General features: G+C 42.8%; 20 protein-coding genes. 6 read left to right on the top strand and 14 right to left on the bottom strand.

The annotated features are described in order from the left end of the window. Positions 1-27: 27 nt before the first annotated feature. From spoVAE to xerD, 10 genes are all read right to left on the bottom strand, one after another. Entirely contained in the window at positions 28-384 is a 357-nt protein-coding gene (spoVAE, locus tag ACX4JR_RS08215) for a stage V sporulation protein AE (RefSeq protein WP_476057603.1), read from the bottom strand. A gap of 11 nt (positions 385-395) precedes the next feature. Beyond that, positions 396-1,409, bottom strand: a complete 1,014-nt coding sequence (spoVAD, locus tag ACX4JR_RS08210) for a stage V sporulation protein AD (protein ID WP_476057602.1) — start codon at positions 1,407-1,409, stop codon at positions 396-398. 11 nt (positions 1,410-1,420) lie between these two features. After that, positions 1,421-1,885, bottom strand: a complete 465-nt coding sequence (gene spoVAC / locus ACX4JR_RS08205) for a stage V sporulation protein AC (RefSeq protein WP_476057601.1) — start codon at positions 1,883-1,885, stop codon at positions 1,421-1,423. Between the two features lie 121 nt (positions 1,886-2,006). Beyond that, positions 2,007-2,783, bottom strand: a complete 777-nt coding sequence (gene sigF, locus ACX4JR_RS08200; RefSeq protein ID WP_476057600.1) for an RNA polymerase sporulation sigma factor SigF — start codon at positions 2,781-2,783, stop codon at positions 2,007-2,009. An 11-nt stretch (positions 2,784-2,794) separates the two neighbouring features. Continuing rightward, positions 2,795-3,244 (bottom strand): anti-sigma F factor, encoded by a 450-nt coding sequence (spoIIAB, locus tag ACX4JR_RS08195; RefSeq protein WP_476057599.1) that lies wholly within the window; start codon positions 3,242-3,244, stop codon positions 2,795-2,797. Positions 3,245-3,246: 2 nt separating this feature from the next. Next, positions 3,247-3,591 (bottom strand): anti-sigma F factor antagonist, encoded by a 345-nt coding sequence (gene spoIIAA / locus ACX4JR_RS08190; RefSeq protein ID WP_476057598.1) that lies wholly within the window; start codon positions 3,589-3,591, stop codon positions 3,247-3,249. Between the two features lie 58 nt (positions 3,592-3,649). Beyond that, positions 3,650-4,870, bottom strand: coding sequence for a D-alanyl-D-alanine carboxypeptidase family protein (locus ACX4JR_RS08185; RefSeq protein WP_476057597.1), 1,221 nt, complete (start codon positions 4,868-4,870; stop codon positions 3,650-3,652). 80 nt (positions 4,871-4,950) lie between these two features. Beyond that, on the bottom strand, positions 4,951-6,255 hold the full coding sequence (locus ACX4JR_RS08180) for a pyrimidine-nucleoside phosphorylase (protein ID WP_476057596.1): 1,305 nt from the start codon (positions 6,253-6,255) through the stop codon (positions 4,951-4,953). 16 nt (positions 6,256-6,271) lie between these two features. Continuing rightward, the gene (locus tag ACX4JR_RS08175) at positions 6,272-7,450 is read right to left on the bottom strand and encodes a phosphopentomutase (protein ID WP_476057595.1); all 1,179 of its coding nucleotides are present in this window, start codon (positions 7,448-7,450) and stop codon (positions 6,272-6,274) included. Between the two features lie 21 nt (positions 7,451-7,471). Beyond that, complete coding sequence (gene xerD, locus ACX4JR_RS08170) at positions 7,472-8,359, bottom strand: site-specific tyrosine recombinase XerD (RefSeq protein WP_476057594.1); 888 nt, start codon at positions 8,357-8,359, stop codon at positions 7,472-7,474. 246 nt (positions 8,360-8,605) lie between these two features. Here xerD and ACX4JR_RS08165 point away from each other — a divergent pair, with 246 nt between their 5' ends. Then, positions 8,606-9,034 (top strand): hypothetical protein, encoded by a 429-nt coding sequence (locus tag ACX4JR_RS08165; protein ID WP_476057593.1) that lies wholly within the window; start codon positions 8,606-8,608, stop codon positions 9,032-9,034. Here the strand turns inward: ACX4JR_RS08165 and ACX4JR_RS08160 are convergent. From ACX4JR_RS08160 to ACX4JR_RS08150, 3 genes are all read right to left on the bottom strand, one after another. Next, positions 8,988-9,665 (bottom strand): hypothetical protein, encoded by a 678-nt coding sequence (locus tag ACX4JR_RS08160; protein ID WP_476057592.1) that lies wholly within the window; start codon positions 9,663-9,665, stop codon positions 8,988-8,990. The genes ACX4JR_RS08165 and ACX4JR_RS08160 overlap by 47 nt on opposite strands. A gap of 681 nt (positions 9,666-10,346) precedes the next feature. Continuing rightward, a complete protein-coding gene (locus ACX4JR_RS08155; RefSeq protein WP_476057591.1) occupies positions 10,347-10,502 on the bottom strand; it encodes a hypothetical protein in 156 nt (51 codons plus the stop codon). 555 nt (positions 10,503-11,057) lie between these two features. After that, the gene (locus ACX4JR_RS08150; RefSeq protein WP_476057590.1) at positions 11,058-11,900 is read right to left on the bottom strand and encodes a hypothetical protein; all 843 of its coding nucleotides are present in this window, start codon (positions 11,898-11,900) and stop codon (positions 11,058-11,060) included. Between the two features lie 1,189 nt (positions 11,901-13,089). On the opposite strand from ACX4JR_RS08150, the gene ACX4JR_RS08145 reads away from it, so the two are divergent. The 5 genes from ACX4JR_RS08145 (at position 13,090) to ACX4JR_RS08125 (ending at position 15,753) form a co-directional block, all read left to right on the top strand. Further along, positions 13,090-13,926 carry a sensor histidine kinase gene (locus tag ACX4JR_RS08145; RefSeq protein WP_476057589.1) on the top strand — a complete coding sequence of 279 codons (837 nt, stop codon included), beginning with the start codon at positions 13,090-13,092 and terminating at the stop codon, positions 13,924-13,926. Next, positions 13,910-14,524, top strand: coding sequence for an accessory gene regulator ArgB-like protein (locus ACX4JR_RS08140; RefSeq protein ID WP_476057588.1), 615 nt, complete (start codon positions 13,910-13,912; stop codon positions 14,522-14,524). The genes ACX4JR_RS08145 and ACX4JR_RS08140 overlap by 17 nt, the downstream gene beginning before the upstream one ends. Continuing rightward, the gene (locus ACX4JR_RS08135) at positions 14,469-14,642 is read left to right on the top strand and encodes a cyclic lactone autoinducer peptide (RefSeq protein WP_476057587.1); all 174 of its coding nucleotides are present in this window, start codon (positions 14,469-14,471) and stop codon (positions 14,640-14,642) included. The genes ACX4JR_RS08140 and ACX4JR_RS08135 overlap by 56 nt, the downstream gene beginning before the upstream one ends. Before the next feature lie 45 nt (positions 14,643-14,687). Beyond that, positions 14,688-15,413: a LytR/AlgR family response regulator transcription factor gene (locus ACX4JR_RS08130; RefSeq protein WP_476057586.1), complete on the top strand. Its 726-nt coding sequence runs from the start codon at positions 14,688-14,690 to the stop codon at positions 15,411-15,413. 145 nt (positions 15,414-15,558) lie between these two features. Further along, on the top strand, positions 15,559-15,753 hold the full coding sequence (locus ACX4JR_RS08125; protein ID WP_476057585.1) for a hypothetical protein: 195 nt from the start codon (positions 15,559-15,561) through the stop codon (positions 15,751-15,753). A 334-nt stretch (positions 15,754-16,087) separates the two neighbouring features. On the opposite strand, the gene spoIIM is transcribed toward ACX4JR_RS08125, so the two are convergent. Continuing rightward, positions 16,088-16,747 carry a stage II sporulation protein M gene (gene spoIIM, locus ACX4JR_RS08120; protein ID WP_476057584.1) on the bottom strand — a complete coding sequence of 220 codons (660 nt, stop codon included), beginning with the start codon at positions 16,745-16,747 and terminating at the stop codon, positions 16,088-16,090. Between the last annotated feature and the right edge of the window lie 93 nt (positions 16,748-16,840).

Here is a 16,840-nt window from a genome sequence, read left to right as displayed (position 1 = left end):
CGATATCAACCTATACCGATTACGTTTTTAAGCCTTGGGCTTGAAGGCCAGGGCAGCTATGTAACCGAATACAACGGCAGCGGTAATTCCCGCCGCGGCTGCTGCAACTCCTCCGGTAAAAACTCCTAAAAGCCCGTTCTTTTGTACTCCCTGGATAGCGCCTTGGGCTAAAGTATGACCAAATCCGGTGAGGGGGACCGTTGCGCCGGCTCCGGCAAAATCCACCAGGGGTTGATAAATACCTACAGCACTGAGAATAACACCCAGCGTGACAAACCCTACTAAAATATGAGAAGGAGTTATTTTATAATTAGTAAGGTCCATTAATAATTGGCCCACTACGCAGATTAAACCACCTATAATAAAAGCCTTTAAGAATATCATTCTACTACCCCCTAAGGCATTTCTATAGCCACTGCATGTCCAATACATGGAATGGTTTCGCCCTGGCCGGTCATAACCGGGCTCAACAGTGCGCCTGTTCCAATGCCGAGCACCCGTTTAATTCTTTTTGAATTTAGCTGCTGGATAAGGTACCCGCAGGTTACCACCGCGGAGCAACCGCATCCACTTCCCCCGGCATGGGTATCCTGGTCTGGACTGTAGATTAAAATGCCACAGTCGGTAAACCGGTCGGAGACATCTATACCCTTTTGTTTTAAAAGTTCCTGGGCCAGTTTCTTACCGTAAGTCCCCAGGTCACCTGTAATAATGACATCATAAGTTACCGGGTCCCTGGCAGTATCAGAAAGATGAGTTGCTATGGTATCGGCAGCAGCAGGGGCCATGGCTGATCCCATGTCCATGGGATCTCCTTGCCCCAGGTCGATTACTTTGCCTACGGTGGCATGGGTGATCCTGGGTCCCTGTCCCTGACTGGCAAGTACCATAGCGCCTGCACCGGTAACAGTCCGCTGAGATGCTAAAGATCTTTGTACTCCCTGTTCAATGGGGAAGCGGTATTGTCGTTCGGCAGTGGCATAATGGCTACCCGTTCCCACCAGCACGTATTCTGCAAAGCCGCCGTCAATTAACATGGCTCCTAAAATCATACTTTCCTGCATGGTTGAACATGCCCCGTATAGCCCAATAAAAGGAATGCCCAAAGCTCTCGCTGTATAGTTGGCGCTAACAATTTGATTTAGAAGGTCTCCTGCCAGCATATAATCCACATTTTGAGGCTGAAGCCCGGCCTTTTGGAGGACCATGTTAAAAGCTTCTTCGAGCATGCGTCTTTCCGCTTTTTCCCAAGATGTTTCTCCGTAATGCTCGTCATTAATCACCTTGTCAAAGGAAGTTGCCAGGGGACCGGCACCTTCTTCCGGGCCTACAATGCTGGCTGTGGCTATTATCACAGGTGGGTTGGAAAAAGCTATTGTCTGTTGTCCGTTCTTTTTAGGAGCTGCCATTGGGTTTCCTCCTATTTTGCCAGATAATAAATGAATCCGGCCAGCCAGGCGGCTATTATGCCGTATACCAGTACGGGGCCGGCTATAGTAAATAATTTTGCTCCTACACCCAGAACCAAACCTTCTGTTCTATACTCCATGGCCGGTGAAATCATGGCATTGGCAAATCCAGTGATAGGAACAATTCCGCCGGCACCGCCCAGTTTAGTTACTTCATCATAATACCCAAGGCCGGTTAGCAAAGCCGATAAAAATACAAGGGTAATGGAAGTGGCGGCCCCGGCCTCCTTGAGGGTTAGCCCCTGGTTATAATATAAATTTAAGAAAAATTGACCTATCAGAGAAATTAAACCTCCTACAATAAAGGCCCAAATTACGTTTCTGGCCAGGGTAGGTTTTGGCTTAATCCTGTTTACCAGTTGTTTATATTGGCGTTTTTGTATTTCAGCGGGCTGTGAATCTTTAACCTCTACCACCTGTTACACCTCTTCTTATAGTCTTTTAAAACAGCAGTTGTATTATGTGTTATTCACCCTATTTTATGCATTGGTTGATGGATAATAAATGAACCCATTCCGTCGGGAATGGGTTCATTTATTATTCCTTTTCATTTATTAAGTCGCGTAGTTTTTTCAAAGCCTGCCGTTCCAGGCGTGAAACCTGGACCTGGGAAAGCCCAAGGCGCTTGGCAATATCCCCCTGGGTTTTATCTTCAAAAAATCGCCAAAGTAATATTTGCCGGTCCCTTGCCGGTAGTGTTTTTAATAACTGCTTTACAGATATTTTGTCCAGCCAGGGAGAATCACCTTCTTCCTGGTTACTGAGCTGGTCCAGCAGATAAATGGGGTCGCCGTCATCTTGATGGAGCGTATCATATATGGATGCAGGTTGTTGAGAAGCCTCCAGGGCATTAACAACCTCTTCCTTGGTCATTCCCAATTCTTTGGCAACTTCTTGAATGGTCGGCTCCCTGCCAAGTTTCGAGGTGAGTCTTTCCCTGGATTGTTGAATTTTATACGCAGATTCTTTTAAGGAGCGGCTGACCTTTATCGGGTTATCATCCCTTAAAAACCGTCTTATTTCTCCCACAATCATGGGAACTGCATATGTGGAAAATTTTACATTATAGGAAAGGTTAAACTTGTCAATGGCTTTCATTAGCCCTATACAACCTATTTGAAACAAGTCTTCCAGCTCATAGCCCCGGTTTTGAAACCGTTTAACCACATTAAAAACCAGTTTCAGGTTGCAATTAATTAACTTTTCTCTGGCCTGCTCGTCACCGGTCTGGGCCCGGGCCAATAATTCTCGCATTTCGTTATCCCGCAAAAGGGGAAATTGCGGTAGGTCCATCTCCAAAATTTTTCCGCTCATAGTATCTCCCTTTAATGGGCGGAACATGCCGCTCCTATTTCAGTGCTCACTTTTTTGATTAAGGTTACCTTGGTACCTTTCCCAGGGGCAGACTCCACGTCCATATGGTCGGAAAAGGATTGCATGAATACAAATCCCAGTCCCATACGCTCGGGATCACTGGAATAAGCCGGCTCCAACGCCCGGGCAATATCTTCTATTCCTTTTCCCGTATCCTCTACGGAAATAGTTAGGGTTTGCTCGTGTATGAAGGCGCGAATTTTTACCTTTTCATTGGGAGAGTTATTGTAGCCGTGAATTATGGCATTACTTACCGCCTCCGATACCATAACTTTGATTTCTTCCAGGTCATTTAAGGTAAAATTTAATTGGGATGCAAAAGCTGCCACGGCTACCCGGGCAAAGGGTATATTTTCAGGCAAACTTGAAAATTCAATGGTTAATTGATTTGTTTTAGCCAATTTTAAACTCCTCCTTGCCCTATCAGGGCATCATCAATAGATGGATATTCTTCCATAATACGTAACAAGCCCGACAGTTCGAGAACATTTCGTACGTGGGGCTTAGCGCCGGCTAAAATTACTTTTCCCCCGGCCTTTGATACTCGCTTATATCTCCCGAGTAATACTCCTAGTCCGGAGCTGTCAATGAAATTCACGTCGGACAGATCTAAAACAAGATTTGTCACGGGCAATTCATCGAGTTTTTTATCTAAAGCTTCACGTAATTTATCTGTAACATTAAGATCTAAATCCCCTGATAAATGAACCAGTAATGTATGCTCTTTAAAGCTTGTATCCAGCTGCATACCCTTAGACCTCCCTAATTAAATGTTAAATGCTTACTAAATATTACCAAATATATTGTTAATTGGCAAGATAATATAATAAAGAAAAAAGACAGGTAAGCCTGTCTTGGCCGCTCATTTTATACATTTTGTCCAGCACTTTAAACATTTGCTTAAAAATGGAGGCTTTAGGTACGGCATTTTCTGCCACCAGCGGCACGCTCATTACTTCCCGGCCATCCTTCAATACTACATAAGTGCCTATTTCCTGCCCTTTTTTTACGGGGGCGGTAATTTCGCTGGGAACCTTAATTTGGCCGCGAACACTTTTCTCCTGTCCCTTCGGGACAACAAATCCTACCTGCCTTTCGGTAACAACTCCTACCCTTTCCACCGTTCCCTTGTTAACATCTATAGTTTTGACCCGGGTACCGGCACCGGCCAGGTTTACCATTTGATAGCGGGCAAAACCGTAATTATAAAGTTTGATGGACTCCCGAAAGTGACTTTTGGGCTCTGGTGTTCCGAGAACCACTGCAATAAGCCTTAAGCCTTCTCTTTTGGCTGAAGAGGCAAGACAGTACTTGGCTTCCGTTGTCCAGCCTGTTTTACCGGCATCCGTACCGGGGTACCATTTGAGCAGTTTGTTTGTATTCCAAAGTTTGAATTCTCCCCCCCGGAGGTCGTATTCATATATGGCCGAAACCTTTCTAAAAAGGGGGTATTTAAGATTTTCCCTGAGAATAACGGCCACATCATAGGCAGATGTATAATGGTTTTCGGCGGGAAGCCCGGTGGGATTTGCAAAGTGGGTGTGCTTCAGTCCCAGTTCCTTTGCCCTTTGGTTCATAAGGTCAACAAAAGCTTCTTCCGACCCGGCAACCTGTTCGGCCATGGCCACGCTGGCATCATTGGCCGAGCCCACCGCAATGGCAATTAACATATCTTCCACGGTCATTTCTTCACCGGGCTCCAGGTAGATTTGCGAGCCGCCCATGCTTGCCGCGTGTTCACTGGTTATAATTATGTCAGAGAGGTTGAGCTTTCCCTGGTCAATTGCTTCTACGGCCAGAAGTAAGGTCATCAGTTTGGTTACGCTGGCCATGGGTAGTTCTTTATCGGGATTCTTGGAATAAAGAACTTTCCCTGATACATAATCCATAAGTACAGCTGATTCAGCCTTGGTTTCCAGTTGTGAAGAATTTTGTTCCGTAATCTTGTCCTGAGCAGTATGTGCCGGCAGGGCAAATATGAGAGATATTGTTAATGTTGCAAGGAAGCTTATTAATTTATGACGCATTTGTTATCCCCCTTGTGAATGGACTTGTTGGATTTAAAAAATATTATGTTAAAGGGGGATAAAAGTTATGCAGGTATATCTCAGTATACCGTCTCCAGAATAAGAGGGGCTGCTTTGGGAGGTTGTTGGGAAAAGGTATAGGCAGATGCTAAAAGTTCACTGGCTTTCTGTAGTATAGCCGGGTGATTAAAATGCAGTTCCGCCAGTGTTTCCCCGGCCTTAATTTTATCCCCTACTTTTTTGTAAATAACTACCCCCACGGCAGGGTCTATGGATTCGCCCTTGGTTCTCCTGCCGGCTCCCAGGAGCATGGCAGTATTTCCTACCACTTCTGCGTTGATGGCAGATACGTAACCATTTATTGGTGCTTTAATTTCGTGGATGTATTGTGCCCGTGGCAGTTCTTCGGGATTTTCCAAAACTCTTACCGCTCCGCCCTGTTTTTCTACCATTTCTTTAAACTTGCCCATGGCCTTTCTGTTATTCAGCAGTTCCTGCAAAATAGCCCGGGCTTTTTTCCGGGATTCGACCCGGCCTCCTAAAACCAGCATTTCACTGCCCAGTGCGAGACACAATTCCACCAGATCCGGGGGACCGGTACCTTTAAGGGTTTCAATGGCCTCCCGCACTTCCAGGGCATTACCCACGGCACAGCCCAAGGGTTGGTCCATATTAGTTATAACGGCGGCAGTTTGCCGGCCCACACTTTTCCCTATTTCCACCATGGTGCGGGCCAGTGCCCGGGCGTCATCAATATTGCGCATAAAGGCTCCGCTTCCGCACTTTACATCCAAAACAACGGCATCAGCCCCTGAAGCAATTTTCTTGCTCATTACACTGGAAGCAATAAGGGGAATACTGTCTACGGTGGCTGTTACGTCCCTTAAAGCATAAAGCTTTTTATCCGCCGGGGTCAATTCACCGGTTTGGGCTACCACGGCTACCCCGATCCTTTTTACTTGTTCGAGAAATTCATGCGGGGGTATGGAAACTTTAAACCCGGGTATTGATTCCAGCTTATCAATAGTGCCCCCGGTATGGCCCAGCCCACGGCCGCTCATCTTGGCCACCGGTATTCCCGCAGCCGCTACAAGGGGGGCAAGGACCAGGGTGGTTTTGTCACCCACCCCGCCGGTGCTGTGTTTATCAACCTTGATTCCCGGAATGGGTGACAGGTTTACCGTATCCCCGGATTCCACCATGGCCATGGTCAGGTCCGCTGTTTCCCGGGGTGTCAGTCCTTTAAAGTATATGGCCATCAAGAGCGCGGCCACCTGGTAGTCGGGTATGGTGTCGTTGGTGTAACCACGGATGAAAAAATTTATTTCATCCCGGGAGAGTTCCAGGCCCCGGCGTTTTTTCAGGATGATGTCGTACATGCGCATGATTTTTTTCGCTCCTCTATTTAACCAAAATATCTTTGGCGAAGCTTTCGCCCACAGGAAATGAAAGGCCGAACAGGTCGGCAATAGTGGCTGCCACGTCCGCAAAGGAATTACGTATGCCCAGGTTGGTGCCTGCTTTCACTTGTTTCCCGTAAACCAACAGGGGAACATACTCCCGGGAGTGGTCGGTGCTTTTCGTGGTGGGGTCACAACCGTGGTCGGCAGTGATGATTAAGATTTCATCATCCCGTACCGCTTCCAATATTTCGGGGATTCTTTCGTCAAAGTCCTGCAGTGCGCCGGCATAACCCTGGGGATTGTTTCGGTGCCCGTAAAGGGAGTCGAAGTCCACCAGATTGGTGAAAATAAGTCCCCGGTTGTTGGGTTCGCGCATAAACTTCAATGTTTTGTCCACACCGTCCATGTTCCCCTCGGTATGAACGGAGCGGGAAATACCTTCACCGGCGAAAATATCCTCAATTTTGCCCACGGCCATAACTTCCAGGCCGTGATCTTTTAATAGATCGAGAACCGTTGGGGCAGGAGGCTTCAAGGAGAAATCCTGGCGGTTGGCTGTACGCCAGAAGGAACCCGGCTGTCCCAGAAACGGCCTGGCGATAACTCTGCCTACCGCGTGCTTCCCGGTTAAAATTTCCCGGGCAATTCTGCACATTGAGTATAATTTTTCAACCGGAATTATCTCTTCGTGGGCTGCTATTTGAAATACACTGTCAGCGGAGGTATATACAATGGGGCGTCCGGTTTTCATATGTTCAGCGCCCAGTTCTTCTATAATTTGAGTGCCCGATGCCGCTTTATTGCCAAGTACTTTTCGCCCGATTTTATTCTCAAAGGGCTTTATGACTTCCGGGGGAAAACCTTCGGGATACACCGGAAAAGGAGAGGATAATATAATGCCGCTTATTTCCCAGTGCCCGGTGGTGGTATCCTTGCCGGCTGATTGTTCCGCCATTTTCCCGTAGGCCGCCAGCGGCTTTTCCACTGCCGGCACTCCTTCTATTTTCGCTATATATCCCAGCCCCAGGCGGGCCAGATTGGGCAGTTTCAGCCCGCCAACGGCCCGGGCACAGTTAACAAGGGTATTGCTTCCCTGGTCACCGTATTTAGCTGCATCGGGTAACTCCCCAATACCCACGCTGTCCATAATAATCAAAGTGATTCGATTTATTTCCATATTTTCCTCCTCCAATTTAATTCAGGCCCTCGGGTGGGTTTTTTTATACATTTCTTTCAAGTGTGCATTTGCTAAATGAGTATATATTTGGGTGGTTGTTATATCCGCGTGACCCAGCATTTCTTGTACAGCCCGCAGGTCCGCACCATTTTCCAAAAGGTGGGTGGCGAAGGAGTGTCGTAGCGTGTGAGGAGTAATTGTTTTTTTGATGCCGCCTTTATGGGCATATTTTTTAAGGATTTTCCAAAAGCCCTGCCGGGTAAGGCGCCTTCCGTGCTGGTTGACAAATAATGCGGCACAGGGTTTTCCCTTGGTTAGTTTGGCCCTGCCGCGGGTAAGATATTCGGATACGCTCTTTATCGCCATTGAGCCTGTAGGAATTATACGTTCTTTATTTCCTTTACCGATGCACCTTACAAAGCCATATTCCAGGTTTACGTGTTCCACGTTAAGCCATACCAGCTCTGATACCCGCAGACCGGAGGCGTAAAGTAATTCAAGCATGGCCTTATCCCTTAATCCTGCGGGTTTCCCGGTATTGGGCTGACTTAAAAGAATTTCCACTTCTTCCGGTGTCAGTACATTGGGGAGGCGCTGCTTTAATTTGGGAGTATCAAAATTGTCCGTAGGATCGCGGTTAATAATTTCTTCGCTTAAAAGAAAGCGGCAAAAGGAACGTAAGGATGCAAGATGACGGGAAATGGTAGAGGGTGCCCTACCGCTGCGCTTAATGTGTAATAAGTAAAGGGTCAAGGTAGATTGGTTGAGAATTTGGTTGTGGGGAATATTTTGTTGGCGGCAAAATTTAAAAAATTGTTCAATGTCACTGCGATAAGAAATTAGTGTATTGGTGGACAGTCCCCTTTCGACGGCGAGGTAATCCAAAAAAGATAACAAGTATTTTTCCAAAGGCCAGCCCCCCTGGAATTAATAACCATAAACTTCTTTGCTTGAATATTCCACACCAAAGATTAGAATCCTTTAAGAATTTGTGAATTTTACCTGTGGTAATGAAAAAGGGTTTTAAGCCTTATATTAAACAGGCTTAAAACCCTTGCTTTTTTATAATGTTTCACAACGAGTGACGTAGATCCCAAAAAATGGACACTAAATTGGATAGGCCCCCTTCCTTTTGATAAAACAATACTGAGGAAGGTGGAACCAAACCATGCCGGCGCAATAGCGGATATCCGCAATCTCGTCAACTTCCGGGAACGGTTAAACAAGGACCTTCAACAATGCGAAGCGCGAATCAACATCTTGGACCTATACTTTCCGGAGTTTCAAGACGTTTTCAAGTCTATTAAAGGAAAGGCCGCCATGGCTGCCCTAGGTAATTTCCCTTTTCCAGCCAACCTCATTGAAAAGCCGGTAGATGAAGTGGCTGAAGTTTTAAGCCGGGCCACTCATAACCGGGTCGGGCTCAAACACGCTGAGCTCCTAAAGGAAAAAGCCAGGATGTCGGTGGGTGTAAGAGATGGCCTTGAAGGTGCCAGGATGGAGCTCCAATATCAGCTGCGCCGGGTCAAGGAAATCCTTAAGGAATGCGAGCTGGTTGAGGCCCGCCTGGCAGTTCAGAATTAACCCAAGTGATGCAAAATATTAGCTTGGTTCCTACTAAGTGATTGTAGGCTTTGCTTACGTTCCACCACCGTTTTCTGATGATTGCTGTTAACAAGTAACTCCCTGCAGGGCAGATTTGCTTTTGTTTATTGGCATTGATTGTATTTTGCACTTCTGATAATGGTGGTGTTTTCTTAGGGCAAACTATAATTATTGGGTTGTTCTTTATTTCCTTAGGCTCAACCAGAACTTTACTGTCTATTATTTCAATATTAATCCACAGTGGAAATTCCGCTGACCAAAATTCCCTTGACCAGATGTGTTGCCGAATATTGCGTTGTAGTATCTTTATTGCTTTCAGCTCTTCTTTATCAAAACTGTTCCTGTTATAGATAATCCTTATATATGGCGTTTCATATAGTAAGGAGGAAAAAATTAAGATTACTAAGAGGCCACTAAAAAATAATCCAATGCAAATTGCTATTTGAAAAGGTCCGCTCCCTAAATTGCTAAAAGGGAAGGGGCCGTTAATTATCCATTCAAACCTATGGGCATCACTGTGTATAAACCAAAGCAAAAAAATAGGACTTAATAATAACAAAATACCAAATCCAAAAAGAATTTTAAAAATAACTCGAATACTTTTATTCAACAATGACCATCTCCTATGTAAAACTATTTTTATTACGGTTTGCAGTGACTTTCCAAAACCAATTAGAGAATCAAAGGATTGTGTACAACAGAGTTTTTAATATGTCAATTTCCCTAAGGGGTGTGGTGGTATAAGTATGTAGGGTAAGACTGATAATTTTACCGGTAGTCCGGTAATAACCCCTATACTTCACATCTTACTTGAGCTTGACCATTCCCAATCGGTATACATGAACACAGTATCAGGATAGGCACTTCCATCAATGGCATAGGTATAATCTGAAGTAGGAACCCAAGTGTTCGTTAGCCGGGATTCAGCAAATGCTAGTAGAGTTGAGGATATTACGAACAAGCATAAAAGGGTGAATAAACGCAAAAACTTCATGTGAAGTCCTCTTTCTATTCATTGAAAATATTATTATTGCGGCAAATCAAATTTTTTTTATCATTCTAATTCTGTTATTGAAGTTTTCGTTTAAATCGTCAAGTACAGATTGGGAGCATTTTACTCTAAAGGATTGTATCTTAATTTTTTGCCCATTCTGCTCGAAATTATTTTTTCGTTTAATTAAATTTTTAGCGATAGGCCTGGCTCAAAGAACAACCCGCTACTATAACTACTTCCTGGATTTCCCTAAGCATCACGGAACAGTTCGCCTTTCAGTATGCTTTCCATTTAATGTTAAGGATTGTTTTTTTCTTTATTTTTATTTGATGAACTTTCTCGATATTTTTTATATGCTCTATAAAATAACCAGATAATCAGTAATGGGGCAATAACCTGAGCTATTAAAATTGCTAAAAGTGTTTGTCCATAAGCAAAATAATCTATGTTCATTTAGAACCTCCAAAAATGTTTGGTGATATAATAGGCCAGCCCTTCAATGGAACGGCTCGTGCAGTTTTCCTGCAAGTCGCTCTATATTATCTACTCTTGAACTGTTTGCTTCAGTTCAATTGACCATACCCTAGTTTGATGGACACGATAAATTATGGTGGCTAAAGTTGTCAAGTCTTTTTTTGACCTTGTTTAAGGTGAATTCTTATTAGCCCTCCAATAACCTTGGACTATGTATCTTAATGATAAAATTTAATCAACAGGAGGTATGTTGACGCGGAAGAGAAATGTAAGACAGTTCATCAACGATCAATAAATTAACTGTGTTAAGTTGAGTATGGGTTGACAGATTGGAATAAGGAGGAAAAATAAACTCAACCACCTGGGCTTGCCCCAGATGGTTGAGTATCCACAGCGCTCTCCGTATAATGGTGTTTACCACAACAACCACTAAAAGGGAGAGCTGACTGTGTATACTCATCCTATCGTATTACGCTGCAGAAGGCAAGCCATTAAACTCCAAGTCCTCTCTTAAAAAGAGAGGACTTATGTTAATTACCATTCTATTTTTATATTCGCCATATTCGTACCATATCCTCCAGATTGTGGGATCCATTGATCATTTTCAACATCACATAGTTTAGAATGTGCTCTGTTTTGAAGAGCTGTGCTGCTACATGCTGTTTCCGAACCCATATAAATACCATATACATGGCCTGGCTCTAAAGTTTCGTACGTTGATACGGAAAAATTGTCACCAAAAGAAAGCCCTCCCAAATCAATAACTTTACTGTAAATTTCATTATAATATATAGTTTTATCATCTGTATGGTCATATATTTCCAGCCATACCATAGCACCTGATGCAACATTTGTTTTTATATCAGTTTGATAGGTATATAATTCACCTAAATAGTTGCCGTTAAATGTAATCTTAGCAGTATCAGAAGAAGTACCTGAAACAGAGAATATTGGCCCCATATAAGCCCATGCTTCACAATCTGCATTTGCACCTACTGATGAGCCGGCATCGGCCCAATCGCTACCCCAATCGGCTTCTCCATAAGAAAATGGGGGTTCCTGTCCATATTGGTCTACCATTTTAGACCCGCCATCAGAGTAGTAAAAAGTTTTATCCTGTCCTACCGTAACACTACTGCTCATAATACCTACATCCATGAGAGAGGTGCCTTGATCCTTTAGCTCTTTAATTTTACCGGATTTTTCTTTATATTTCTTTAAGACTTCCTTTCTATTGTTATCTAGCATTTGTTCTACATATTCTTTAGTTCCACGCTTTATTTTAGATTTCTCGGACGCTAATGCAGATGGTATTGTTACTAAGGCTACACTAAACATAATAGCCGTGATACTAATTGCAAGAAACAATCGCTTCAAAAATAAAACCTCCCAATCTCAATTATTTGTTCATATTTGCGTAGTTTTTCATTTTTTTACCAGTGCCGCCTTGGCACAAAAACCCTTAAATGAATCAATTTGTTTGAGTCTGGTTACGTGAAATAAAATCCTGTCGAGCAAACTGAAAACTACTGAGTTAACCCACTGGGACAATCTCCCGTCACACACCCTACCTATTATGTCTCCCTGGGCATCCCTTAACTGGGGTCTCAAAATTCATTTGTTTTGGGGCTTATTTATCGGAGCCAGCGTGGTTTCATGTCCTTAAAGCGGGGTCAAACCGATGGTTACCCAACGGGCTATTTCTTAATTCACTCCAATGCATAGTCCATCTAACAAATTAACCGATGACAATCATCCCCTCTTTCCCTTCTCATTTCCTTTTTTATTGTCCCAATTATATTTGGCAAAGACTGGCTTTTCAATACCCTAGGCCTATCCTCCCGGTTTACGGGTTCGAATAGCCGGATAGGGTTTTAACTGGGAATGTTTCTGTTACACAGTTTTTCATGTTTGCCTGGCATTTCGCGCCCTTAAACCGGCATTTCAAACCCGCATGGAAGGATTTTAATTGCCAAAAATGTAATTTTAAAACAGGATATTGAGAAAATATGGCGAATTCTCCAGTAAAAACCTGGAGGGAGTTCCGATAAAAAATGTACGATATATCCTGGCCTGTAATAGTTTTCTATTCTATTCCGGAGTGTTCTTTGATTGTACGCCTGGGTTTGTACCTGATAAATTACCGGCTTACCCTATTACCTATAATATATACATCCCTGGTTTACGCACCTTTCTGTTATGTAATCTGGCATTTGGACATCCCTTTCGGTTTACACACAATTTTACAGACCATGGTAATTATTGTCATAACCCACTTCTTTACCCGGATTCCTCTGGTTAAATGTGTAATTGCCGTATCAGCCGGCGTAATTATTAAAATTTCACTGGAAGTTATATTGCAACCTGTTCTTACTTATTTAACGGGAATTGACTATAAGCAGGTTATGCAGGTGCCAGCCTATATGGTGTTGTTTCCCTTGCCGGGTTTAATGATCATGACTGCCTTGTACTGCTTCCTAAAGCGTAGGAGTTTATATCTTTTTAACTTAAATAGTTGATAATAAAGGTGTTTATTGTGAGGGAAAAGCTGACATTATACTTGATAATGTCGTTTATTGTCTTAATTTTGCTATTGAGCATTATGAACGGTAGTCTATATGTAAGCTCTCAGGATGTCTTTTTTACCATACCCAATGATATTCTCATCATGGGTATTTCCTTTTCGCTTATTGCGGGTTTGATTGTAAATGGGTTAATAATAAGATCGCTTCTCCAGCTTGTCGAAAAAGAAGCGGAATTAAATTCCCAGGCGGCTTTTTCCGAAAGCATGGAGGAGTTGTTCCAGGCAATGAAGTCCCAACGGCACGATTTCGGTAATCACGTTCAAACCCTGTACGGAATGCTCATCCATGATATGAACGATGCGGCAAAGGAATATATCTCGGATATTTTCAAAGAAACCAAGCAACTCAACGAAATGATAATTGTTGACCGGCCCGAAGTAGCTGCATTGTTAAATGCCAAGCGCAGCAAAGCAGTTCTAAACAATATTAATTTCCAGATAAATATTGAATGCAAATTGTCCCCATTAACAGTAAAGGCTCATGACCTGGTTAAGATCCTTGGGAATGTTATTGATAACGCATTCGATGAAGCCATATCTTACCCGGTAAAAGAAAGACTGGTAAAACTTAAAATATACAGGCAGGGCTCTAAAGTACATTTTGAAATCACTAATCCGGGGAAAATTCCGAAAAGTTTGCGCCTTTTCGAACCGGGGGTATCGGGTAAGGAAGGACACCAGGGGATAGGTTTGTATATCGCTAAAAAGATTATAAGCAGTTACCGCGGTAAAATAGAATTGCAAAATGCCGGGGGTAAAGTACTCTGTACTATTATATTGCCACTAAGGAGTGTACATAATAGTGAAGCAATTAGCTGACCGGTTGGCTTCAGTAATGGTTAGGGAAGCCCATTTCGACAGGCCTGTGGAAGTTGTTTCATACGGGTTGGAGATTATTCTCAATATAATGGTTCAAACAGTAATTATTATGATAATTGCATACTTGCTCCACATTTTTCCTACCGTCCTGGCTGCCTTAATTTCAGCCATTATCTTACGTTCTCTTTCGGGAGGAATTCATTGCTCAACTTTTTATTCCTGCACTGTCCTTTCCACAACTGTTTTTATATCAATCGGTTATCTTGCTTTGAAAATAACTATGGATATGTACTTACTTGTAACTATTTATGCAATTATGCTGCTGGCAACCGCCATTTGGGCACCTGTAAATACCAAAAAAATATTAATGAAGAAAAAAACAATTGTGCTGAAATTATCTTCTTTAACTTTTCTGGTACTAATTTTTGGGATAAGCACCACTTTACAATTACAGAAAGAATTGATTGCTGCTACCGTTATGGGCTTGGCGTGGCAAGTGTTCAGCCTGACTCCTTTAGGAATATTCATGATCAGCAAGGTGGATGAATCTTTCCAGTACATTAGAAAGGGGGTGGCTAAAGATGATGCAAAAGGTTAAAGTTTATGTGCTCTCAACGATTTGTACGTTTGTGGCAGCCGTTGCTACACTAAATGTAGGGCCCTTTAGTATATTTATGTTCTATCAACCGGATATTCCTGAATGCTTAAAAGAGTAGTGTAGGGGCGTAATTTACGTCCCCTTATTTCCCGGAGGGATCAGTATGCCGGAAAAGATTAACGCTGCAATTGTTGAAGATGACCCGTACTTTGCCAAGGTTTTCAGTAAAATGCTAACAAAAAGCGAGCAAATAAACGTCACCGGCATCTTCAATAGCGGTGAGCAGTTTATGGACGAGCTTAAATGCGGGTTAAGCTGTGAAGTTGCTTTTTTGGATTTGGCCCTGCCGGGCATTGCCGGTTCGGAAGTGGGGAAATATCTCAGAAAAGAAAGGCCAGACTTGCAAGTTGTGTTTGTAACGGCATATGTAGAATTTGCGGTGACGGCTTTTGACCTGGAAGTTACCGATTACCTGGTTAAACCGTTTGATGGTAAAAGGTTGGACCGCTGCATAGCCAGGGTATTGAATAGACTAGATAACCAAAGCTCCAAAATTGAAACTTACGCCATAACGAACAAAAATAGCACCGTTATACTGGATACAGATGACATTATTTTCATTGAAAAGCACAAAAAAAACTGTATATTTTACACAACTGGCGGAGTATATGAAAGTAATGAAACCCTGGATAGGGTTGAGAAAAAATTAAACCAGCAAGATTTCTTCAGGAGTCACAGATCCTATATAGTTAACAAAAAGTATATTCGAAAAGTCGAGAAATGGGGCGACAGGAGTTACGAGATAGAATTTGCACATACAGCCCAAAGAGCCCTGTTAAGCCGGGGCAAGGTGGGGATGTTGAAATATTTAAACAAGGCTGGCTGGTAATCGTAAAGCGGAATACAGGAATGTACTTAAAGTACTTCCAGTACCAATAATTTTTGTTTAATTGGGGTTTGACTTCAAACGTGAGTTTAACTACACACTACACTTAAGCAGGCGATTTACCGGTCCCGACACAAATCCAAGCGAGGTGAATTTTATTACTTTATTGGTATTGTATTCCATTGGCGTCGCTATTTCAACTTTTATTGTAGTATTATTCTTGAGTATCTTTATGGGTGATGTTATAGGCCGTGTTGCTTTTGGTGTTTATATCTTATGTGCATTACTTGTAGGCTGTACATATGCTATTATTGAAACAATTAGAAAAGCACACAAACAATAAAAATGTTTCCGCTTTTATAATTATAAACCCAGGGCTAAAGACCCCTGGGTTTATATCAGCAATCAGATTATTCTACCTTTTTTAAGGCTATTAATTTCTTTCTTGAACATCATCAGAATCCATTTCCATTGTTCCCTTTTCAACCCGCATGGGTTTTCCTTTAGGTGAATTATGCAGCCATTTGTTTGGTAGTCCACTATTAAGCACGATTGAAAAAATCTGCCCTAAAAGGATTAGCAATATTGCTATAAACAATAAAAGTCGCATGAACAGCATTATTTTGTTTCTGATGCGGGTAATTAAAATACGCATGTAAATTTCCCTTTCTTTAAACTTAAAAAGGCAGCGACCAGTTTCCGGTAAATATGGATAAAGTCGTGCGGGCAAGCCATGGGGTTAAATATGCTTCAATAATGGCTGCACAGGAGGCAGTAATTCCTGTTACAAGCATGACCCCGGAGTATCCCAGAAAATTAGGGAAAATACGGATTTGGGTGTTGAAAAATCTTTGCAGTAAAATTAAGGCAAAGGACAGGGAAGCCACGCAGGAAATAAATAAAGCAGGAAGCAGTATTAAATTATGAGGAGCTATGGAAGCTATCGCCAACAGTGTTCCGGTGCCCGGCTTTTGTTTTGTTAGAAAGCTTACAGTAAAACCCAGGGTAAATCCCCGCATGAAGATAAGCACCAAAATTAGGGGAATGCCAATGATAGTAAGTCCCAGGAAATACAGAACACCCCATGTGATAAGGTTTTCCGTCAGGGCACTTTGGGCTGCAGTTAAGGGCTCGGTATATGTTAAATTTGGCGGGCTGGCCAGTAGTTTATCTATAACAGCGGTTAACTGGTCGATATTTTCTTGGGATAAGGTATTAACCCCCAGGGCGCCAAAGAAAACACCCAGGCTAAAGACAAAAATTATACCTAAAAAAAGGGGCCAGCTTTGCCTGATGGAAGAAGAAAGTAATTGTTGGAATTTATTACGGTAATGCAAAGGGATTGCCCCCTTTTTTATAGACCTGTCCATGTTAATGTTTATGCACCGGAATTTGATTTATGAAAAAAAGCCGCCTGCTGGCGGCTTTTA

It is taken from the genome of Desulfofundulus sp. JL263-se (genome assembly GCF_056316025.1).
This window is presented reverse-complemented; position numbering and strand designations above follow the sequence as displayed.